The following is a 22,860-nucleotide window of genomic DNA, read 5'->3' on the forward strand; positions in this document are numbered from 1 at the left end:
TGTCGGCGCTTCCGTTTTCCCGGGCTTCCGCTTTCTGGGGCTTCCGTCGGGAGATGAGGCGTCTTGTCCGGGCGTACCGATCGAGGCTTCCCCAAATTCGCCGCGTGCCCGATACTGTGCAACGAAGCGTTGTGCGGAATGCGAGGTACCTTCGATGCGTCACTCCTGGCCGAGAACGGGGCTCGTCGCCCTGGCGGCAATTCTGGCCGCCGGCACCCTGGCGGGGACGGCAGGGACGGGGGGCTGGCTGATCCCGCAGGCCGAGGCGCAGAGCAAGCTGCAGAGCCTGATCGAGCGGTTGCGCGGCAACACGCTGCCGAAGGGCATCGCCCAGTCGAACGGCCGCATCGAGGGCCAGGAGATCGACGTCTCCAGCAAGTATCCGGGCCGTCTCGCCTCGGTCGACGTGAAGGAGGGGGACACCGTCGAGGCGGGCCAGGTTCTCGCCCGCGTCGATGACCGCGAATACCGAGCCCAGCTGCTCGGCGCCCAGGCGCAGGTGCTGCGGGCCGAGAGCGCGCTGAGCGAGGCGGACGCCCAGATCGCGCAGCGCGACAGCGATCGCCAGCTTGCGCAGGCGAGCTTCGACCGCATCGATGCGCTGTTCAAGAAGGGCCACGCGACGGCGCAGATGCGCGACGAGGCGCAGAACAAGCTGAACGTCGCCAATGCCGCCTACCAGGCGATGGTGGCCGCGCGCGCCCAGGCCGAAAGCTCGATCAAGGCGGCCGAGGCGGATGTTTCGCGCCTCAACGCCATTATCGAGGACATGGTGCTGGTGGCGCCGCGGCGCGGCCGCGTGCAGTACGAACTCGCCCGCGCCGGCGAGGTGGTGGGCGCCGGCACGCGCGTGCTGACGCTGCTCGATCTCTCCGACATCTCGATGTCGATCTACCTGCCGGCCAAGGACGTCGCCGGCATCGCCATCGGCGACGAGGCGCGCATCATTCTCGATCCGATCCCGGACTACGTCATTCCCGCCACCGTCACCTTCGTCTCCGGCGAGGCGCAGTTCACGCCGAAGACGGTCGAGACCAAGGACGAGCGCGAGAAGCTGATGTTCCGCGTCAAGCTGCAGATCCCGCGCGCCCTGGTCCAGAAATATGAGAGCCAGGTCAAGGTTGGCGTGCGTGGCGTCGGCTTCGTGCGCACCTCGGTGGATGCCGACTGGCCGGATAGTCTCAAGGTCAATGTCCCGCAATGACGGAACCCGTCGCGCGTCTCGAGGGCGTCAGCCATCGCTATGGCAAGCGGCTGGCCGTCGATGATCTGACGCTCGCCATTCCCGCCGGCTGCATGGCCGGGCTGATCGGCCCCGACGGTGTCGGCAAGTCGACCGTGCTCGGCCTGCTCGCCGGCGTGCGCAAGCTGCAGGCCGGCCGTGTCGAGACGCTCGGCGGTGACATGGCGGAAAAGCGCGTGCGCGACGTCGCCTCGCCGCGCATCGCCTACATGCCGCAGGGGCTCGGGCGGAATCTCTACCCGACGCTCACCGTCTTCGAGAATCTAGACTTCTTCGCCCGGCTGTTCGGCCAGGGCGCTGCCGAGCGGCAGGAGCGCATCCACGATCTCCTGACCGCCACCGGGCTCGACCCGTTCCCGGATCGTCCGGCCGGCAAGCTCTCTGGCGGCATGAAGCAGAAGCTGAGCCTCTGCTGCGCGCTGATCCACGATCCCGATTTCCTCATCCTCGACGAGCCGACCACCGGCGTCGACCCACTGTCTCGCCAGCAGTTCTGGGACCTGATCGACTCGATCCGTGCCCGCCGGCCGCAGATGAGCGTCATCGTCGCCACCGCCTATATGGAGGAGGCCGAGCGCTTCGACTGGCTGGCGGCGATGGACGACGGCAAGGTCATCGCCGAGGGGACGCCGGACGAGGTCCGGGCGAAGGCCGGCAAGGACACGCTGGAGGAGGCCTTCATCGCGCTGCTGCCGGAAGAGAAGCGCCTCGGCTACCAGAGCGTGGTCGTGCCGCCGCGCGTGATGGAGCCCGACGAGGTCCCGGCGATCGAGGCGGAGGGCCTGACCTGCCGCTTCGGCGATTTCACGGCTGTCGACAATGTCTCCTTCCGCATCTCCAAGGGCGAGATCTTCGGCTTCCTCGGCTCGAATGGCTGCGGCAAGTCGACGACGATGAAGATGCTGACCGGCCTGATCACCCCGACCGAGGGCTGGACCAAGCTGTTCGGCCAGTCGCTCGCTGGCAACGACATGGAGATCAAGCAGCATGTCGGCTACATGTCGCAGTCCTTCTCGCTCTATACCGAGCTGACGGTGCGGCAGAACCTCGAGCTGCACGCGAATCTGTTCCATATCCCGGCCGCCGAGATCGGGCCGCGCATCGGCGAGATGCTCGACACCTATGATCTTCGCGATGTCGCCGATCAGCTGCCCGACAATCTGCCGCTCGGCATGCGGCAGCGCCTGCAGCTTGCCGTCGCGGTCATCCATCGGCCGTCGATCCTGATCCTCGACGAGCCGACCTCCGGCGTCGATCCGGTGGCGCGCGATTCCTTCTGGCGCACGCTGGTGACGCTCGCGCGCGAGCATGGCGTCACGATCTTCATCTCCACCCATTTCATGAACGAGGCGGCGCGCTGCGATCGCATCTCGCTCATGCATGCCGGCAAGGTGTTCGCCGTCGGCGCGCCGCAGGAACTCGCCGAGCAGCGCGGCAAGGCGACGCTGGAGGAGGCATTCGTCTCCTATCTGAAGGAGGCGTCCGGCATTCCCGAGGAGGCGCCGGTCGCGACCGAGGCGGAGACCGCCGCGCTCGAGGCGGCGACGACTTCCCCGCACGCCGCCGCGACCCGGCCGCGTCGCTTCGATCCCGGCCGCCTCTGGGCCTATGCGCGCCGCGAGACGATGGAACTGCTGCGCGACAAGATCCGTCTCGGCTTCGCGCTGTTGGGCCCTGTCCTGCTGATGATCACCTTCGGCTATGGCATCTCCTTCGACGTCGAGAATCTGAGCTTCGCCGTCTACGATCAGGACAGGACCCCGGAGAGCCGTCAGTTGATGGAGAACTTCTCCGCATCGCGCTATTTCAGCGAACAGCCGGAAATCACCTCCGAGAGCGACCTGCAGGACCGGCTGAAGAGTGGCGAGGTCAATATCGCGATCGAGATTCCATCCGGCTTCGGGCGCGACCTCCGGGGCAGCCGCCAGCCCGAGGTGGCGGTGACGGTCGATGGCAGCATGCCCTTCCGCGCCGAGACCGCGCGCGGCTACGTCACCGGCCTCGCCGCCGAATATGCCGCCGAGGTCGCCGCGCAGACGGGCCAGTCGGTGCCGGACGTCTCGGTCGAGACGCGGTTCCGCTACAATCAGGCCTTCAAGAGCGTCAACGCCATGGTGCCGAGCGTGATCATGCTGATGCTGGTGCTGATCCCGGCGATCATGTCGGCGATCGGCATCGTGCGCGAGAAGGAGACCGGCTCGATCGCCAACTTCTACTCGACGCCGATCAGCAAGGCCGAATTTCTGCTCGGCAAGCAATTGCCCTATATCGGCGTCGCGCTGGTGAGCGCGGTGGTGCTCTTCCTGCTGACGCTGTTCCTGTTCCAGCTGCCGTTGAAGGGCTCGCTCAGCCTGTTCGCGGTAGCGACGCTGCTCTATGTCACGGCGACGACGGGCTTCGGCCAGCTCGTCTCCACCTTCACCCGTTCGCAGGTGGCGGCGGTGGTGGCGACCGCGATCATCTCGATCATCCCGGCGGTCAATTTCTCGGGCCTGATCATCCCGGTCTCGTCGTTGACGGGCGGCGGCCGCGCCTTCGGCCTTTCCTTCCCCCCGGCCTGGTATCAGCCGATCAGCGTCGGCACCTTCACCAAGGGGCTCGGCTGGGCCGATCTCTGGCTCAACGTGCTGGTCCTCGCCGGTTTCGGCGTCCTGTTCTTCGTTGCTTCCCTGCTCCTGCTGCGCAAACAGGACACCTGATGATGAAGAAGTTCTTCCGCTGGTGTTCCGGCCTCTTCCAGCTCTTCATCAAGGAACTCCGCAGCATCAAGGCGGATCCGATCATGCTGGTTCTGGTGCTCTACACCTTCACGCTGGCCGTCTATTCGGTTTCGAGCAGCGCCTCGACCGAGTTGAAGAACCTCGCCGTGGCCGTCGTCGACGAGGATGATTCGCAGTTGTCGCGCCGGATCCTGGGGGCGCTGCAGCCGCCGATCTTCCAGGAGGCGGTGAAGATTTCGCCGCGTGACGTCGATACGGCCCTGAACGAGGGCCGCTTCGTCTTCGTGCTCGACATCCCGCCGAATTTCGAGCGCGACGTGCGGTCGAACCGCGCCGCCGAGCTCCAGGTCGAGATCGACGCCACCGCCATGGCCTTTGCCGGCAATGGCGTGGTGGCGTTGCAGAACGTCATCGCCAACGAGATCTCGGAATTCCGCTATGGCGGCGGCATCGAGGCGACGGCGCCGGTCAGGCTGGTGATGCGCAATGCCTTCAATCCGAACCTGAACTCGGTCTGGTTCGGCGCGCTGATGCAGGTGATGAACAATGTCACGATGCTGACGCTGATCCTGTCCGGCGCGGCGCTGATCCGTGAGCGCGAGCGCGGCACGGTCGAGCATCTGCTCGTCATGCCGGTCGGGGCCGGCCAGATCGTGCTCGCCAAGATCCTGGCGAATGGCCTGATCATCGTCGCCGCGGCGACCCTGTCGCTGATCTTCGTCGTGCAGATGCTGCTCGGCGTGCCGATCCAGGGCTCGATCGGCCTGTTCCTGCTCGGGACGACGATCTACACGCTCTCGATCGCCTCGATGGGAATCCTGGTCGCTACCTTCTCGACCTCGATGGCGCAGTTCGGCCTGCTGGCGATCCCCGTCCTGATCGTGCTGAACCTGCTGTCCGGCAGCGCGACGCCGCTGGAGAGCATGCCGGTATGGCTGCGCTACACGATGCAGGCGCTGACGACGACGCCGCATTTCGTGTCGTTCACCCAGGCGGTGCTGTTCCGGGGCGGCGGTTTCCCTCTCGTCTGGCAGTACCTGTTGATATTCCTGGCCTTTGGCGGCGCCTATTTCTTCGTGTCGCTCGCCCGCTTCCGCAGCGCCGTCCTGAAGGGATAGCGCCGGCTGCCTCGGCCGCCGGCGCCCGCGTCCAGCCTCAGGGCAGGGCGGCGACCGCCGTGATCTCGATCTTGTAGTCGGGATCGGCGAGCGGAATGCCGCCGGTGGCGCGGGCCGGCGGGTTGGCCGGGTCGATCCAGGCGTCCCAGACGCTGTTCATGGCGGCAAAATCGGCGATGTCGGCCAGCCAGATCGTGACCGAGAGCAGGCGCGATTTGTCGGTGCCGGAGAGCGCGAGCACGCGGTCCATCTCGGCCAGCGCGCCGCGCGTCTGGGTGATGATGTCGGCGCCCGGCTGCCCGACCTGGCCGGCGACATGCACGACGCCGTCATGGGTAGCGGTCTCGCACCAGCGCGCCGCCGGCTCCAGTCTCGAAATCTCCACGAAATCGCTCCTTCGTAACGTGCGGGCGGTGCGTCCTCGCGCAGCCCCAAGGCATCCGGTTAGCCGTTGAACGGGAGGTGCGCCACTCGCAATAGATAGGTCGGCCATATCTGTGCAACCATAGATATATTTTGGATTGCGGATTTGCAGCCCTTTCGCCACAGGTCCGGAGAATCGCGCCCCCGCTGACCTTGGGTCACATTACGCGGTGGTAAACCATATAGGTTGCAGCTACGCGAACTCGTGCCCTTCGGCGCGAAGGGGCGGGGGGCGGGACATGGCGGGGATCTGGACGCGGGTTGCGGCGCTGCGGGCGCTCGGGCGCTATCGCCCGATAGGCGTCTCGACGCTTCGCGGGGCTGCCGCGGCGGCGCTCCTCTCTGGATTTCTCGGTCTGTTGGCGCTCCTGGGTGCCAGCGATCCGGCCGCGGCTGCCTGCGTCGGCCCGACCGGCAATGTGATGAACTGCACGGGCGACGCCAATGGTGGCTCGGCCGTCTACACGGCGCCCAGCGTCACGACGCTCAACGTGAATTCGCTGACCTCGGACCTGTCGCAGGTGTCGCTGACCGGCACGGGTTCGTCGCCGATCGATCCGGCGGCCGTCGAGCATTACACCTGCGCGCCCCCGGCGCAGGGACAGCCCGCCAACTGCACCATCACGCCAGCCGTGCCGGCCACCGACGACGAGCCGGCCAAGCCCGAAACCTGCGCCGGCGCCAACTGCATCGCGCCGCCCGCGAAGGCGGCCAGCGGCCCGACCGGAAATGCCGGCCCGACCCTCATCGTGAACTACACGCCGGGCGCCAATGCCGCTAACGGCGTCGTCGGTGGCAATACGGATGGCGTGCCGGGCGTCATCGCCCAGTCGAATGGCAGCCGTGGCGGCAATGGCAGCAATGGCTACGTCTTCTCGAATGGCGGCGATGGCGGCAACGGCGCGGATGGCGGCAACGCCACGGTGAACGCGAACGGCAACGTCACGACCAGCGCGGATCACGCCGCCGGCATCGTCGCGACAAGCATGGCCGGCAATGGCGGCAATGGTGGTGGCGCCTATGGCATTTCCGGCAGCGCCGGCGATGGTGGCCTCGGCGGCAGCGGCGGAACGGCAACCGTCAATTTCACCGGCGGTCACGTCATCACGACGGGGGACTACTCGGTCGGTATCGCCGCTGTCAGCCAGGGCGGCGGCGGCGGCAATGGCGGCGGCGGCGGTGGCCTTGTCTTCAACCCGGGCGGCGGCAATGCGGCCGGCAGCGGCGGCAACGCCAATGTCACGACCAGCGCCGGCACGTCGATCAGCACGTCCGGAATCTATTCTCACGGCATCGTGGCGCAGTCGATCGGCGGCGGGGGTGGCGGCAGCGCCGGCGGCTTCGGCCTGTTCTCGGCCTCGGGCGGCAGCGGCGGCAATGGCGGCAATGGCGGCATCGTCCACGTCGTGAACGGCGGCTCGATCACCACCACCGGTGATTACTCGCAGGGTATCCTGGCCCAGACCATCGGTGGTGGCGGTGGCGACGGCGGCTCGAATTTCGGCCTGTTCGCCGGCAGCGGTTCCGGCGCGCCGGGCGGCAATGGCGGACCGGCCGATGTGGTGACGGTCGGCGTCACCAATTCCGGCGCGATCGAGACCTATGGCGTCTCCTCCAACGGCATCCTGGCGCAGTCGATCGGCGGCGGCGGCGGCAATGGCGGCCGGGCCGGCGGCCTCGTCGCGCTGGGCGGCAACGGCAGTGCGACCAGCGATGGCGGCATCGTCGAGGTCACCAATACCAGCGCCGGCTCGATCAAGACGCATGACGCCTATTCGGCCGGCATCCTGGCGCAGTCGATCGGCGGCGGCGGCGGTAATGGCGGCGTCAGCGCCGGCCTGTTCACGGCAGGCGGAACGGGCGGCAAGGGCGGCGATGGCTCCCGCGTCACCGTCATCAATGCTGGCGATATCGAAACCGGCATCTATGGCGCCGATTCCATCAATTCGGCCGGCATCTTCGCGCAGTCGGTCGGCGGCGGCGGCGGCAATGGCGGCGGCGCCTTCTCCGGCAGCGCCGGCGTCAGCGTCGCGCTCGGCGGCACCGGCGGCGACGGAGGCGAGGGCAAGACGGTCGAGGTCCTGCGCGACGAGGACAATGCGCGTTATTCGATCATCACTCATGGCGACCAGTCGGACGGCGTCTTTGCTCAGTCGATCGGTGGCGGCGGCGGCAATGGCGGCTTTGCCGTGTCGGCCGCGGTCGGCGACCTGGCGCTTGCCTTTGGCGGCGACGGCGGCAAGGGCGGCGATGGCGGCGAGGTGACCGTCGAGACGGCCGGCACCATTACGACCGAGGGGGCGGGATCGCGTGGTATCTTCGCGCAGTCGATCGGCGGCGGCGGCGGCAATGGTGGCGGCGCGATTGCGGTAGCGGTCGGCGGAACGGTGGCAGCCGGCGTCAGCATCGGCGGCACCGGCGGCGAGGGCGGTGACGCCAAGGCGGTCAACGTCTCGAGCTGGAGCGATATCAAGACAAAGAGCGATAACGCCCAGGGCATCGTCGCGCAGTCGGTCGGTGGCGGCGGCGGCAATGGTGGTTATGCGATCAGCGGCGCGATCGGCGGTCTCGGCGTAGCGGTTGGCATTGGTGGCGCCGGCAGCAGCGGCGGCGCCGGCCTGGATGTCGACGTCGACAGTTCCGGCTCGATCTGGACCAAGGGCAACAATTCGACCGGTATTCTGGCCCAGTCGGTCGGCGGCGGTGGCGGCAATGGCGGCTTCGTGGTCGCCGGCGCCATCGGCGGTGGCGCGGTCAGCGTCGGTCTTGGCGGCGAAGGCGGTTCCGGCAGCTCGGCCGGCGAGGTCACCGTCAACGCCGATGGCGCCGGCCACACCATCAGCACGACGGATGGGCGCACCTGGAACATGGTCACCGAGGGTGACAATGCCGTCGGCATCCTCGCCCAGTCGGTCGGCGGCGGCGGCGGCAATGGCGGCTTTGCCGGCAGCCTGGCGGCGGGTGGCGTGGTCGGCATCGGCGTCAGCCTGGGCGGCTCCGGCGGCGGTGGCGGCGACGCCGCCAAGGTCACCGTCAACAACGGCAAGAAGGTCGGCTCGGTCGTTACCCAGAACAACATCCTGACGATGGGCGACGGTTCCTCCGGCATCGTGGCGCAGTCGATCGGCGGCGGTGGCGGCAATGGCGGCTTCGCCGTGACGCTGAGCGCATCCGGCTCCTATGGCGGCGCGGGCGGTGCGGCGGCGGTGTCGCTCGGCGGCAGCGGCGCCACCGGCGGCGTCGGCAAGGAAGTCTTCGTCACCAATTATGGCAACATCGCCACCGGCGGGCAGCAGGCGCACGGCATCCTGGCGCAGTCGATCGGTGGCGGCGGCGGCAATGGCGGCTTCTCGATCGCCGGCACCTTCACCTCCGGCGCGCTCGCTGCCTCGGTCGCCATCGGCGGCAGTGGCGGCGCGGGCCAGAATGGTGGCGAAGTCACGGTCGGATCGACCGGCAACATCGAAACCCGCGGCGACCAGTCGATCGGCATCTTCGCGCAGTCGGTCGGCGGCGGTGGCGGCAATGGCGGTTTCGCGGGTGCAGGCTCCATTGCACTGCAGGGCGGCAGCGTCGGCGTCGGTCTCGGCGGCTCGGGCGAAGGCGGCGGCGCCGGCGTCAAGGTCGCGGTTACCTCGACGGGTAACGTGACGACGGGCGGCGACCAGTCGATCGGCATCCTCGCGCAGTCCGTCGGCGGTGGCGGCGGCAATGGCGGCTCCAACGTCACGCTGGCGCTCGGCCAGGACGCCGGCATCGCGGTCGGCCTCGGCGGCGATGGCGATATCGGCGGCGCCGGCGGCGTCGTGACCGTCACCTCCACGGGCAACATCACCACCGGCTATGATTTCGAGCATGGCGTAATGTTCCAGGGTGGAGGCTCGGGGGCTGCCGGCATTCTGGCGCAGTCGGTCGGCGGCGGCGGCGGCAATGGCGGCTTCTCGGCTGCGGTCAGCGGCGGCAAGACGCTCGGCGTCAGCGTCTCGCTCGGCGGCAGCGGCAAGGGCGGCGGCCAGGCCGATATCGTCACCGTCTCCAGCGAAGGCAACATCACCACTGGCTATGACAATTCGGCCGGCATCCTGGCCCAGTCGGTTGGCGGTGGCGGCGGCAATGGCGGCTTCTCTGGCGTGCTCGCCATTTCGACCGATGGCGGGGCGGCGGGCGTCAGCCTCGGCGGCTCGGGTGGCACGGGCGGCATCGGCGAGGCCGTCACGGTCACCAGCAACGGCAACATCCGGACGCTCGGCAACGGCTCGGATGGCATCCTGGCGCAATCGGTGGGCGGCGGCGGCGGCAATGGCGGCGCCAGCATCGCGGCGAGCGGCTCCGGCAAGAAGGGCAGCGTCTCGGTTTCGCTTGGCGGTGGCGGCGGCGATGGCGGCATCTCGAAGCTCGTCACCGTCAACAATACCGGCACGATCTGGACCAAGGGCGACATCTCCAACGGCATCCTGGCGCAATCGGTTGCCGGCGGCGGCGGCAATGGCGGCTTCTCGGTCGCGGGCAATCTGACCGTCGACGGCATGGGCGGCGCCAGCGTCAGCATTGGTGGTGGCGGTGGCGAGGGACAGAACGCGGGTGCGGTCATCGTCAACAGCAATGTCGGTGCGACACTCTCCGGCAATGCGGCAACGATCCACACCGAGGGCGGCGATTCCAACGGCATCTTCGCGCAGTCGGTCGGCGGCGGTGGCGGCAATGGCGGCTTCTCCGGCGCGATCTCGGTCACGGGCGAGAATGCCAAGACGGCGGTCGCCGTCTCGATCGGTGGTTTCGGCGACGGCGGCGGCAACGGCTCGACCGTCAACGTCAACTCGGTCGACAACATCCTGACAGAGGGCAACGGCTCGAACGGCATCTTCGCGCAATCGGTCGGTGGCGGCGGCGGCAATGGCGGCTTCTCCTTCGTCGCGGCGATCCAGGGCTCGCTTGGCAAGGCCGAGGACGGCACCAAGACGGCCATCTCCGCCTCGCTCGGCGGCTTTGGCGCGGCAGGCGGCAATGGTGACGCGGTGACGGTGGATTCGACCGGCCTCATCCAGACCAAGGGCAAGAAGGCCTATGGCGTGCTGGCGCAGTCGATCGGCGGCGGCGGCGGCAATGGCGGCCTCAGCGTTTCGGCGAGCCTCTCGGGTGGTGAGGAAGGTCGTCAGGTCAGCGCCTCGGTCGGCGGCTTCGGCGCGGATGGCGGCTATGGCGGCACCGTCACCGTGACCCGCAACGGCTCGATCATCACCGAGAAGGACCAGTCGGTCGGCATCTTCGCGCAGTCGGTCGGCGGCGGCGGCGGCAATGGCGGCCTGTCTGTCGCCGGCGTGATCTCCGGCAAGAACGCCAAGAGCCTGTCGGCCTCGCTCGGCGGCTTCGGCGGTGAAGGCAGCTATGGCGGTACGGTCACGGTCGACAATACCGGTTCGATCACCACCGGAGGTGTCGAGGCGCACGCCATCCAGGCGCAGTCGATCGGCGGCGGCGGCGGCAATGGCGGCATGGCGATCGCGGGCACGATCGGCGTGCTCGGCGACGAGGGCACCAACGTCAATGCCAGTGTCGCGGTCGGCGGCTTCGGTGGCGATGGCGGCCTTGGCGGCCTGGTCAAGGTCGACAATGATGGCCTGCTGACGACGACCGGTGACGGCGCCTATGGCATCTTCGCGCAGTCGATCGGTGGTGGCGGCGGTTCCGGCGGCAACGCCGTCACCGGCGTGCTCGGCCTCGGCGGCAACACCGAGGGCACGCAGGTCAATATCAGCGTCGCCGTCGGTGGCCTCGGTGGCGACGGCAATACCGGCGGCGACGTCCATGTCACCCAGGATGGCGGCATCGAGACATCGGGCGTCGGCGCGACCGGCATTTTCGCCCAGTCGATCGGCGGCGGTGGCGGCACCGGCGGGCGGTCGAACTCGATCTCGCTGCAGCTTGGTCCCTCCTGCAAGCCGCCTGCGGATTGCGACGAGGTCAAGAAGTCGCCGAACTGGAACCTGCAGGCGACGGTCGGCGGAGAGGGCGGCGTCGGCAATATCGGCGGCCTCGTCGAGGTCACCAATCTCGATTTCATAACCACCCATGGCGACAAGTCGGCCGGCATCCTGGCGCAGTCGATCGGCGGCGGCGGCGGTACGGGCGGCGACGCCTATGTCGGTCTCGGCGGCCTGGTGTCGATCCCGGGCGTGCCGGTCGATCCGCTCACCTTCCTGAAGCCGGTCAGCACAGGCAGCTTCAAGCGCTCGGCGGCGGTCGGCATCGGCGGCACGGGCGGCACCGGCGGCAATGGCGGCACGGTCACTGTCACCAATACCGGCCACATCACCACCGAAGGCCAGACCTCGGACGGCATTCATGCGCAGTCGGTCGGCGGCGGCGGCGGCGATGGCGGTGATGGCAATGCCGGCATGCTGGGCACCATCGCCCTCGGCGGCAGCGGCGGCGCAAGCGGCAATGGCGGCGCGGTCACCGTCACCAATGGCAAGGACGACTTCTCGCAGGCGAATGTCGCCCTGATCGAGACCTTCGGCGGCATCGTCCTCGACGAGGACGGCGAGCGAACGAATCCGGATGCGGATACCGGCCGCTCCAACGGCATCTTCGCGCAGTCGGTCGGCGGCGGCGGCGGTTCCGGCGGCGGCGCCGGCGCTCTGCTGGCCATTGGCGGCACCGGCGAGGCGGCGGGCTATGGCGGCACGGTCACCGTCGACAATTATGGCGGCATCCTCACCCATGCTGATGATTCCGCGGGCATCTTCGCCCAGTCGATCGGTGGCGGCGGCGGTGCCGGCGGTTCGATCGGCTTGGCGATCCTCGGCGTCGGCGGTTCCGGCGGCTCCGCCGGCGTCGGCGGAGCGGTCGGCGTCACCAACGCGGCGATGATCGAGACCCATGGTCTCGATTCGCATGCCATCTTCGCCCAGTCGGTCGGCGGCGGCGGCGGCTCCGGTGGCGGCAAGAATTCCGGCAAGTTCACCGACAGCGTTCCGGCGCTGGTGCTGATCGGCGGCGCCGGCGGTTCCTCCGGCAATGGCGGCGCGGTCACGGTCACCAACTCCAACAGCCTGCACACGCTGGGCGACGGCGCCGACGGCATCAATGCGCAGTCGATCGGCGGCGGCGGCGGCTCGGGCGGCAGGACCTATGGCCTGCTCATGGTCGGCGGCGATGTCGCTTCGACCGGCAATGGCGGCGACGTCACGGTCGAGAACCAGCGAATCCTGTCCGGGGACGAGAGTGGGACGCTGCTGCGCCAGGGCAACATCCTGGTCGAAGGCTATGGCTCGCATGGCATCTTCGCGCAGTCGGTCGGCGGTGGCGGCGGCAATGCCGGTGGCGGCTTCGCGGCCAGCCTGACCTCGGGCTCGCTCGGCGTCGGCGGCGCCGGAGGCGGGGGCGGCGGCGTCGTCAAGGTCACCAATGAAGGCACCATCACCACGACGGGCGACGCGGCGGTCGCGATCTTCGCGCAGTCGATCGGCGGCGGTGGCGGCAATGGCGCCATGACCGGCGGCACGGCGCTGGCCGACGGCTCTACCTTCGACTTCGTCATCGGCGGCGCTGGCGGCGCAAGCGGCAAGGGCGGCGACGTCACCGTCACCAATGAGGTGACCGGCCTGATCCACACGACCGGATATGGCTCGACCGGTATCCTGGCGCAGTCGGTCGGCGGCGGTGGCGGCACGGGCGGCATCACCTATGTGACCAGTCCCGGCGACACGCCGTCGATTGCGCTGGCGATCGGCGGCTCGGGCGGCGCCGGCGGTGATGGCGGCATCGTCAAGGTCATCAATGACGGCAACATGCTGATCGAGGGCGACAACTCCGTCGCGATCTTCGCCCAATCGGTGGGCGGCGGTGGCGGCGCCGGCGGCGCGGCGACCGCTGTGGCGCTCGGCGGTACGGCAGTGATCGGCGGCGCCGGCGTCACCGGCAAGGGGGGCGACGTCATCGTCGACAGCACCGGCGTCATCGAGCTGAAGGGCAACGGCTCCGTCGGCATCTTCGCGCAGTCGGTCGGCGGCGGCGGCGGTGTCGTCACCGCGGGAACCGATGGCATCGTCGAGGCCACCGCAAATGGCGGCACCGGCAATGGCGGCATCGTCAAGATCACCGGCAACACCAGGATCCTCATCACCGGCGACAATTCGGTCGGCGTCTTCGCCCAGTCGGTGGGTGGCGGCGGCGGCGTCGGCGGCTTCGACGGGAACTATCTCGGCCTGGACGGCTTCTCCGGCGCCAGCGCCCAGACCTTCAGCCTGTTCTCGGAACCGACGCCGGCCGGCTTCATGGGCTCTGTCGGCGGCGACGGCTATGGCGACGTGGTCAGCCTGACGCAGAAGGTCGATGTCGCGGTCACCGGCAAGAACTCCTTCGCCATCCTGGCGCAGAGCGTCGGCGGCGACGGCAATGGCGACATCGACGTCACCATCGAGGACAAGGTGAAGGTGATCGGCGGTTCCGAAATGGGCGCCGGCGTCGGCTTCAAGGACGGCAAGACCAACAAGCTCACCAACAAGGGCATCGTCACCTCGGTCGACCTGATCGACGGCTACGCCATGCGCGCCACCGGCGGCGACGACACCTTCGAGAACGAATATGTGACCATCGGCTCGGTCGCGCTCGGCGAAGGACAGAACGCCTTCAACAACCGCTTCGACGCCATCCACTACATTGGCGACACCGTCGATCTCGGCGCGACGGGCAAGTATCTGAACGAAGGGTACATGTCGCCCGGCGACTGGGACCGGGTGATGCGGACGACGTTGACCGGCAATCTCGAGCAGACCGAGGAAGGCGCCTATCTGCTCGACCTCGATCTCGCCGGCACGACCGACCGCATCGATGTCAGCGGCACGGCGGTGGTGGACGGCATCGTCGCCATCAACGTCATGCACCCCGCGTCGGCGCGCACCGGCAGCACGGACTACGTCATCATCCACACCGAAGAGGGCGTCACCGACGAGGGCCTGGAGCTCGACGCCGCGCAGAGCGCGGTGGCGCAGTACAAACTGCTCTATCCGGTCGATCCCCAGGATGTCGTCCTCAATGTCGATATCAACTATGCCCGTGGGGGCATGACGGAGAACCAGACGGCGGTCGGTTCGGCGATCAACGCGATCCAGACGGACCTTGCCTCGCCGGATTTCGCTCCGATCGCGGCGGCGCTGTTCTACGTGCCGACGATCGATGCCCTCGGCGCGATCTACGATTCGATCTCGGGCGAGGGCGTCAGCGGCTTCCAGCAGCCCGAGTTCGACATGAACAGCACTTTCCTGGCGGCGATGACCGGCCAGGCGGACAGCTGGCGCATCGGCATGGGCCTCGATCCCTCGAGCCAGAGCTATACGCCGAAGGCGCTCGGCTACGCGGACGAGCCCGAAAAGAGCCCGGCCTTCGCCGCGCTCGACCAGGCCGAGGAGCGTCGCTGGAAGATCTGGGCGACGGTCGGTGGCAATTCCGGCAACGTCAATGGCGACCCGACCATCGTCGGCAGCGCCGACCTGACCTACAAGGCCGGCAGCCTGGCGGCCGGCGTCGATTACCAGGTCGATCCCGACACGCTGATGGGTCTTGCCGTCGGCGGCGCCGCCGGCTCGTTCTCGGTGCCGGATCGCGAGACCAGCGGCAACATGGTCGGCGGCCATCTCGGCGCCTATGGCGCCAAGAAGTGGGGCCAGTTCTATGCCAATGGCGCGCTCGCGTTGGACATCTACGACAACAGCACCCGCCGCCAGGCGACCGTGCCTGGCTCCGACGCACCGCTCAATCCCGTGCCTGGCTTCTCGGAACGCTGGGAGGGCGATTTCCTGAGCGGCGGCTTCAGCGCCCGCGCCGAAACCGGATGGCGCCAGCCCGTCGCCGGCCTCGGCGCGGTCACCGGCTTCGCCGGCCTGCAGTTTGCCTCGCTGACCATGCAGGGCTTCCAGGAGACCTCCCCGAACGGCGACGTCCTCGGCCTCGACTATGACCGCCGCACCATCACGTCGCTTCCTTCCATGCTCGGCCTGCAGTTCGACACGACGATGGGGCTCGGCGAGAACACGACCATCCAGCCCTGGGCGCGGGCGGCCTGGCAGCACGAGTTCAATCCGGATCGCTCGGTCAATCCGAGCTTCCTCGCGGCGCCGGGCTATCCCTTCGTCGTGCAGGGCGCGGCCGCGGCCGAGGATGCGCTGGCGGTCAATGCCGGCTTCAGGATGAACTGGGGCCCGGACACCTCGTTCTTCGCCACTTTTGACGGCAAGTTCGCCGACAACGTCCAGACCTATGGCGGCAATGCCGGCTTCCAGGTCCGCTGGTAGCGTCTCCTGCCGGCCGCGCTTTCGCGTGGCCGGCTTCAATGCCCAGTTGGGCTCGACGCCCGCTCGCGTGGATCCCGCCGGCGGGTGTCGAGCTTTGGAGGAGCAGGCTTTTCCCAGACCTTCGTCCGGTCCCAGGCGCTCACCTGTTATTCGTGGTCAAATACCAGTTGACAGGAATGCGGCTTGCTATCTGATATGAACGAAAGCTCTCACCTGCGAAAAATAAGCTGGAGGGCGGAGGTTGGCGTGGGAGCCGCCAGCCGGGTGTTCTTGAGAATAAGAGTTCGCGTGCGGAACGTGCGACGAGAAAGCTTGGGCCAGAGGGACGTCGCGCGCCGCGCGGCGGGGCCTGAACAGGGCGCGGTGAGCGGATATCCGCCCCGGCCAAGAGGGAGGGAGACAGGATCATGACACGGGCTAGGACGAAACTCGGCGTGGCGGTCTGCGCCGCTGCCTTGATGAGCGTGGCCGGCGTGGCGAAGGCCGCCGAACTGCCGCCGGCCTTCGCGACGCTGCCGCCGGATATCCAGGCGCTCTATGTCGGCGTCGAGGAGACGATCCAGCCGTCGGCCTATGACAATTTCGGCCCGGTCAAGCAGCCGTGGAAGTGGTGCCACTCGGAATCCTACCAGGGCAATCCCTGGCGGGTCTCCGTCACCAAGGAGCTCGAGCGCCTGGTCGATCTCTACAAGGCGAAGGGCTGGGTCTCCGATTTCGAGATGTCGGATTCGAACGGCGACACCGGCCAGCAGATCGCCCAGATCCGCGCCTTCATCGACAAGAAGTGCAGCATCATCACCTCCTTCGCCGGCTCTTCGACGGCGCTGAACGAAGTGATCGAGGCCGCCTTCAAGGCCGGCATTCCCTTCGTCACCGGCGCGGGCGCCGTCACCAGCCCCTATGCCATCAACGTCGATTCCAACTATGTGAAGTTCGGCTATGACGTCGCCAAGGGCGTCGTCGAGGGCATTGGCGGCAAGGGCAACGTACTGCGCATCGAGGGCATCGCCGGCAGCCCGCTGGTCGCCCAGCAGCGCGCCGGCGCCGACAAGGCCTTTGCCGAGGCGCCCGACGTCAAGGTGATCCGCGACGTCAACGGTAACTGGTCGCCCAACGTCACCAAGACGGTGACGCTGCAGGTGCTCGCCACCACGCCGCAGCCGATCGCGGGCGTCTGGACCTCGGGTTCGGAGTCGCGCATCGTCGCCGAGGCGTTCAAGCAGGCTGGCCGGCCGATCCCGGTCGTCTCCGGCTCGATCTCGGGCGACGCGCTCGGCTTCTGGAAGGATAACCAGGACACGTTCCGCTTCACCGGCGGCGCGCTGATGCCGTCCTGGACGGCGCAGACCCTGTTCCGCGTCGGCGTCCGCGTGCTCGAAGGCCAGCAGCCGAAGCTGAACATCCTGATGATCCCGGTGCCGGCCGTGAAGCCGGACGAGCTCGGCAAATGGCATCGCGAGTGCATGACCAAGGACGCCGTCTCGATCTTCCCCGTCGCGCCTCAGGACCCGATGCCGGAAGAGCTGATGGACGCCTATTTCGCCAAGCCGGCGCATACGCAGCTGTTCGATTACGCCCAGACGCCGGATCCCTGCTCCAAGTAGGATCACGGACAGGCGACACACGCCGGTGGCCGCTTCAAACCCGGCTATCGGCGTGGTTCTCTGACGAGCGGGCGGCCACGGCCGGCGCCCGCCTGAATGCGCATCGGGGGAATGACGGTCTATGCTGGAGATCCGCGATCTCTCCAAGCGCTATGGCGAGACGGTGGCGCTGGACGGCGCCACCATCGATTTTGCGCCCGGCACCATTCACACCATTCTCGGCGAGAACGGCTCGGGCAAGAGCACGCTGGTCAAGCTGCTCTCCGGCATCGTCACGCCGGATCGCGGCAGCATCACCTTCGAGGGCCGCAGGATCGCCGGTCGCGATCCCGCCGATTTCCGCGCCGCCGGCTTCGCTACCGTCTTCCAGGAAGTGCTGATCGCGCCGGACCGCAGCGTCGCCGACAACATATTGCTCGGCTATGACGGCCTTCTTCGCCGCCGCGTGCCGCGCGGCGAGCGTCGCGCCTTCGCCGGCAGCGTCCTGTCCGAATTCGCGGTGACCCGGGTGCCGCTCGACGAGCCGGCCGGCGAGGTGCCGCTGGCGGCGCAACAGCTGATCGTGCTCGCCCGGGCGCTGACTCGCAAACCCCGCGTGCTGATCCTCGACGAGGTCACCGCCGCGCTCGATTTCGCTGATCGCGAGGCGGTGTTCGCGCTGATGCGGCGGCTGGCGGCGGATGGCTGCCTGATCCTGTTCATCACCCACCGGATGGACGAGGTCACCGGCCTTTCCGACCGCGTCACGGTCTTGCGCAGCGGTCAGGTGGTGAAGACTCTGGAGAAGGGCGAACTCGTGCCGGATGAGCTGCTCGCGCTGATGGCGCCGGATACCGCGCGGGAGTTGCACCATGGCTGACGCCGCCGTCGCGCTTTCCGTACGCGGCCTGTCGCTGAAGCCGGGCGCGGTTCTGTTCGAGCAGACGATCCGGCGCGGCGAGATCGTCGGCCTTGCCGGCCTCGACGGCCATGGCCAGGATGCCTTCATCGAGACGCTGGCCGGCCTGCGCCCGCCCGCCGGCGAGGTCCTGGCCGGCGGGCGCGAGATACGGAGCTTCCGCCAAGCGGTTCGAAGCGGCATCGCCTATCTGCCGCGCGACCGTCGCGCCACCGGCATTTTCCCGTCGATGTCGATCCTCGACAATTTCGCCATCGCGACTGTCGGCCGCGATCGCCGGCTCGGCCTGATCAGCGCGGTCGAGCGGCGCAAGCGCTACGACTATTATCGCGACCGGCTGTCGATCGTCGCGCCCGAGCCCGGCCACCTGATCACCACGCTTTCCGGCGGTAACCAGCAGAAAGTGCTGCTCGCCCGCGCCCTGGCGCACAAGCCGGACGTGCTGCTCCTGAACGACCCGACGCGCGGCGTCGACATCGCCACCCGGCGCGTGCTCTACGCCGTCTTCCGCGAACTGGCGGCGGAGGGCATGGCGCTGGTGATCCTCTCGACCGAGATCGAGGAGGCGCTGGTGCTCTGCGACCGCATCCTCGTCTTCCGCGAGCAGGAGCTCGCCGCCTCGCTGGAAGGGGCAGGGCGCTCGTCCGAGCGGATCATTTCCACCATGTTCGGGCGCGCAGCATGACGGCGATCGCAACCTCGCAACCCACCCGCCGGGCCTCGGCCCTGAAGGCGATCTGGCGGCAGACCGGCTTCGCGCCGATCCTGTTCGTCATCCTGCTCGCGATCAACATCGTAATCAATCCGGCCCGCTTCGCGCCGGGCGCCTGGGGCACGCTGATCGGCCTCGCGGCGCCGCTGGTCGGCGCGGCGATCGCCTCGGCGCCGGCGATCCTCGGCGGCCGCGGCGGCATCGACATCTCGGTCGGCCCGATCATGGGCTTCGTCAACGCCATCGTCGTGCTGGTGCTGGCGCAGAAGCTGGGCTTGACCTCGCCCCTCATCGTCGTCGGGGCGGCCGTCCTGATCGGCGCCGCCATTGGCGCGCTGAACGGCTTCCTGGCGACGATCCTGCGCATCCAGCCGATCGTCGCGACGCTCGGCACCTATCTGCTGCTGGTCGGCACGACGCTCACCATCCTGCCGGCGCCGACCGGCACGGTTCCGGCCTGGCTGAAATCGCTCGGCGGGCCGCTGTCGATCCTGCCGCTCGGCGCCGTCTTCCTGATCTGGATCGGCATCCGCCGCCTGCCTTACTACGACCACCTGATGGCGGTCGGCAGCGACGACCGCGCCGCCTATACGGCCGGCATCCCGGTGACGCTGGTGCGCTTCCTCTCCTATGTCATCACCGGCGTCTTCGCCGGCGTCGCGGGGCTGATGATGACGGCGCTGATCGGCTCGGCCGACCCGTCGATCGGCCCGACCTACACGCTGATCGCCATCTCGGCCGTGGCGCTTGGTGGCGTCAGCCTTGCCGGCGGGCGAGGCGGCCTGCTCGGCGCCGCCATCGGCGCGATCGACATTTTCCTGCTGCAGAGCGCGCTGACCTATTTCAACTTCTCGACCTTCGTTCTGCAGATCGCCTATGGCGCGATCCTTGTCATCGCCATCGTGCTGACGGCCTTGCAGGACCGCTGGCTCGGACGCATGCGGGGAGTGAGCTAGATGGCGCGGTTGACCAGTGACCAGGCTCGCGTCCTCGGCGCGCTCATCGTCGCCGTCGCCCTGCATCTGACCGGCACGGCGCTGATCGAGGGCTACAGCAGCGAATTCTCCATGCGGGCGATGCTGGTGCTCGGCTCGCTGCTCGCCATCGCCTCGATCGGCCAGACGCTGGTGGTGATCATCGGCGGCATCGACCTCTCGATTCCCTTCGTCATCGGCTTCGCCAATGTCGTCACGGCGCAGCTCTATGGCGGCGGCATGAACTTCGCGCTGGTGTGCGCGATCGTCGTCGGCCTCGCCTGCGCGATCGGCGCGCTGAACGGCCTGATCTCGTCGAGCCTCAAGCTGCATCCCCTCATCGTCACGCTCGGCATCGGCACGATCGTGCAGGGCTCGGTGCTGCTCTGGACTGGCGGCTTTCCGTCCGGCTCGGCGCCAGAATCGATCACCGAATTCGTCTCGATCGGCGGCTCGGTCGGCTTCCTGCCCGTACCCTGGCTGGTGCCGTGCTTCGTCGCGCTCGCGGCCATCGTCACCGTGGCGCTCGCCCGCACCGCCTATGGTCGCCGCCTGTTCGCCCTCGGCAGCAATCCGCGCGCCGCGCCGCTCGCGCTCATCAATCCGGTGGCGATGTGGACGGCGACGTTCGCGCTCTCGGCCGCCTTCGCCGCCGTCACCGGCATCCTGCTGCTCGGTTTCACCGGCTCGGCCTATGGCGAGGTCGGCCAGCCCTATCTGTTCCAGACCATCGCCGCCGTCGTCATCGGCGGCACGGCGCTGGTCGGCGGGCGCGGCTCCTATCTCGGCACGGTCGCCGGCGCGCTGGTGCTGACCGAGATCAACACGCTCTTGATCGGCATCGGCCTGCAGCCGTCGCTGGTGCAGGCGGTCCTCGGCGTCGTCATCGTCGTGCTGGTGTCGTTCTATGGCCGCGACGCCCATGTGCGGACGACGATCTGAGGCGGTTCAGCCCTTGATCGGGAATTTCGGCTCCGGCAGGTGGCCGCCGATCTGGCGGCAGAGTTCGGCCGCAGCCTCGTAGAGATGCTTCGACGCGTCCGCCAGCTGCACCTGGTTGGTGACCCAGAGCAGGAACGGCATGGTGATCGCCGCCTGGGCGATGCCGCTGGCGTCGAAGATCGGGAAGGATACGTCGGTGATGCCGCGCAGCGTCTCGTCCGCGACCATCTCGTAGCCGCGCTTCTGGATCTGTTCGACACGGCGGATCAGCGGCTCCGGATCCTTCTCACGCGACAGCAGCTCCTCGGAGGCGCGCTCGATCAGCATGGCGCGGGTCGGCTCGTTCTGGAAGGCGATCAGCGTGCGCCCGGACGCCGTCGACAGCATCCTGGTCTGGGTGCCGAGACGCACGCGAAAACCGACCGGGGCGGGATTGTCGGCAACGGCGATGACTCGGACCGAGAGCCCGTCGATGATCGACAGGATGATCGCCTCCTCGACCTCGGCCGCCAGGCTCTGCAGGATCGGCTGCGCCGCCTCGCGCAGCCGCCGGATCGGCGGGTGACCGCAGGCGAGATCGAACAGCTTCATCGAAATCTGGAACGCCTCGCCGGGCGGCTTGCGCTCGACATAGCCGCGCCGCTCGAGCGAGACGACGACGCGGTAGACTTCCTGCACGGACCGGCCGAGCGAATGGGCGATCTGCGACAGGATCAGCCCGCCCGACTGGCCGGCCAGCAGCTCGAGGATGTCGAGCCCCTTTTCCAGCGCCGGGGCCTTGTAGGCGACCGCCGCCGTGGCCTGCTGTTCGACGTCCACCGCCACTGCCTTCTTCGCCATTTCCGAGCCCCGTGCGTGCCTGCTTGTTTCCTCACCGATACATCATCGCGCCCTTGACAGCATCTGCCGAGCGCTATCCTATTTCAAAAACAATTATCATATGTGGAAATTGACGTCGCGCCGCGAGTCATTTCCCGTGGGAACAGGAACATGACGGGGCAGCGCTACAGCGGGGCGATCATCGACGCCCATCATCATTTCTGGGATTTGAGCCTCGGCAAGCATGGCTGGCTGGAGGGCGGCCAGCCCGACGACGAACTGGCGCCGCTCCGCCGCAACCATCTCGCCAGGGACTACGAGGCACTGGCATTGCCGGAAGGCATCGTCGCCAGCGTGCATGTCGAGGCCAACTGGGATCCGGCCGACCCGGCCGGCGAAAACCGCTGGCTCGACACGCTGGAGCGATCGCCCGGCATCGCGTCGCGCTATGTCGCCCATGCGGCGCTGCTCGATCCCGGCGCAGCCGCCGTGCTGGAGCAGCATGCGGAAAGCGCGCGCGTCGTCGGCATCCGCGAGATCCTGAGCTGGCACCCCGACCCGGCCAAGCGCCGGATGCCCGACAATGACCGCATGGACGATCCGCGCTGGCGCGCCAGTCTCGCCCGCTTCCGCGATCTCGGCTTCAGCTTCGACCTGTTGATCACGCCGCATCAGTTCGAGAGCACGATGCGACTGGTGGCGGATTTTCCCGACATCGCCTTCATCTTGAACCACTGTGCCAGCCCGATCGACCGCGATGCCGAAGGCATGCGGCGCTGGCGCGAAGGGCTCGTTCAACTGGCCGAGGCGCCGAACGTCGCGATCAAGATCTCCGATCCCGTCGCCTATGATCCGCAATGGAGCCGCGAGAGCCTGACCGAAGTGATTCATGCCTGCATCGATGCCTTCGGGCCGGAGCGGGCGATGTTCGCCACTGACTACCCGGTGGCGGGCCTGCATATCGGCTTCGCCGAATGGATCGACGTCTTCAAGGACGCGACGCGCGGTTTCTCGGCCGACGAACAGGCAGCGCTCTTCGCCGGGACAGCCCGGCGCTGGTACAGGATGGCTTAGCCATACCGCCTTCAGCTGAAAGCAAGACCCTCACCCAACCC

General features: G+C 68.1%; 12 protein-coding genes. 10 read left to right on the top strand and 2 right to left on the bottom strand.

What is annotated here, in order from left to right; genetic code table 11:
* The first annotated feature begins 154 nt into the window (after positions 1 to 154).
* Genes WFK98_RS00385 through WFK98_RS00395 form a run of 3 tightly spaced genes read left to right on the top strand, consistent with a single transcriptional unit; the run spans position 155 to position 5,081 of the window.
* Positions 155 to 1,204 (top strand): HlyD family secretion protein, encoded by a 1,050-nt coding sequence (locus WFK98_RS00385; protein WP_266340671.1) that lies wholly within the window; start codon positions 155 to 157, stop codon positions 1,202 to 1,204.
* The gene (gene rbbA / locus WFK98_RS00390) at positions 1,201 to 3,942 is read left to right on the top strand and encodes a ribosome-associated ATPase/putative transporter RbbA (protein WP_266340670.1); all 2,742 of its coding nucleotides are present in this window, start codon (positions 1,201 to 1,203) and stop codon (positions 3,940 to 3,942) included. The genes WFK98_RS00385 and rbbA overlap by 4 nt, the downstream gene beginning before the upstream one ends.
* The gene (locus WFK98_RS00395; RefSeq protein WP_336798909.1) at positions 3,942 to 5,081 is read left to right on the top strand and encodes an ABC transporter permease; all 1,140 of its coding nucleotides are present in this window, start codon (positions 3,942 to 3,944) and stop codon (positions 5,079 to 5,081) included. The genes rbbA and WFK98_RS00395 overlap by 1 nt, the downstream gene beginning before the upstream one ends.
* Positions 5,082 to 5,118: 37 nt before the next feature.
* Here WFK98_RS00395 and WFK98_RS00400 read toward each other — a convergent pair whose 3' ends face one another.
* A complete protein-coding gene (locus WFK98_RS00400) occupies positions 5,119 to 5,466 on the bottom strand; it encodes a RidA family protein (protein WP_442907352.1) in 348 nt (115 codons plus the stop codon).
* Between the two features lie 277 nt (positions 5,467 to 5,743).
* Here WFK98_RS00400 and WFK98_RS00405 point away from each other — a divergent pair, with 277 nt between their 5' ends.
* The 6 genes from WFK98_RS00405 to WFK98_RS00430 all read left to right on the top strand — a co-directional run bounded on the left by WFK98_RS00405 (position 5,744) and on the right by WFK98_RS00430 (position 20,926).
* The gene (locus WFK98_RS00405; protein ID WP_336798910.1) at positions 5,744 to 15,796 is read left to right on the top strand and encodes a hypothetical protein; all 10,053 of its coding nucleotides are present in this window, start codon (positions 5,744 to 5,746) and stop codon (positions 15,794 to 15,796) included.
* A gap of 407 nt (positions 15,797 to 16,203) precedes the next feature.
* Positions 16,204 to 17,400: a substrate-binding domain-containing protein gene (locus WFK98_RS00410; protein ID WP_266340668.1), complete on the top strand. Its 1,197-nt coding sequence runs from the start codon at positions 16,204 to 16,206 to the stop codon at positions 17,398 to 17,400.
* 121 nt (positions 17,401 to 17,521) lie between these two features.
* A complete protein-coding gene (locus WFK98_RS00415; protein WP_266340667.1) occupies positions 17,522 to 18,259 on the top strand; it encodes an ATP-binding cassette domain-containing protein in 738 nt (245 codons plus the stop codon).
* Positions 18,252 to 18,983, top strand: a complete 732-nt coding sequence (locus WFK98_RS00420; protein WP_336798911.1) for an ATP-binding cassette domain-containing protein — start codon at positions 18,252 to 18,254, stop codon at positions 18,981 to 18,983. Before WFK98_RS00415 ends, WFK98_RS00420 begins: the two co-directional genes overlap by 8 nt.
* Positions 18,980 to 19,966, top strand: a complete 987-nt coding sequence (locus WFK98_RS00425) for an ABC transporter permease (RefSeq protein WP_336798912.1) — start codon at positions 18,980 to 18,982, stop codon at positions 19,964 to 19,966. Before WFK98_RS00420 ends, WFK98_RS00425 begins: the two co-directional genes overlap by 4 nt.
* The gene (locus WFK98_RS00430) at positions 19,967 to 20,926 is read left to right on the top strand and encodes an ABC transporter permease (protein ID WP_266340664.1); all 960 of its coding nucleotides are present in this window, start codon (positions 19,967 to 19,969) and stop codon (positions 20,924 to 20,926) included. It abuts the gene before it with no gap.
* 6 nt (positions 20,927 to 20,932) lie between these two features.
* Here WFK98_RS00430 and WFK98_RS00435 read toward each other — a convergent pair whose 3' ends face one another.
* Complete coding sequence (locus WFK98_RS00435; protein WP_336798913.1) at positions 20,933 to 21,766, bottom strand: IclR family transcriptional regulator; 834 nt, start codon at positions 21,764 to 21,766, stop codon at positions 20,933 to 20,935.
* A gap of 150 nt (positions 21,767 to 21,916) precedes the next feature.
* Between WFK98_RS00435 and WFK98_RS00440 the strand changes: the two genes are divergently transcribed.
* On the top strand, positions 21,917 to 22,819 hold the full coding sequence (locus WFK98_RS00440) for an amidohydrolase family protein (protein ID WP_336798914.1): 903 nt from the start codon (positions 21,917 to 21,919) through the stop codon (positions 22,817 to 22,819).
* The last annotated feature ends 41 nt before the right edge of the window (positions 22,820 to 22,860 follow it).

Source organism: Kaistia sp. MMO-174 (genome assembly GCF_037147815.1).
GTDB classification, from domain to species: Bacteria; Pseudomonadota; Alphaproteobacteria; order Rhizobiales; family Kaistiaceae; genus Kaistia; species Kaistia nematophila.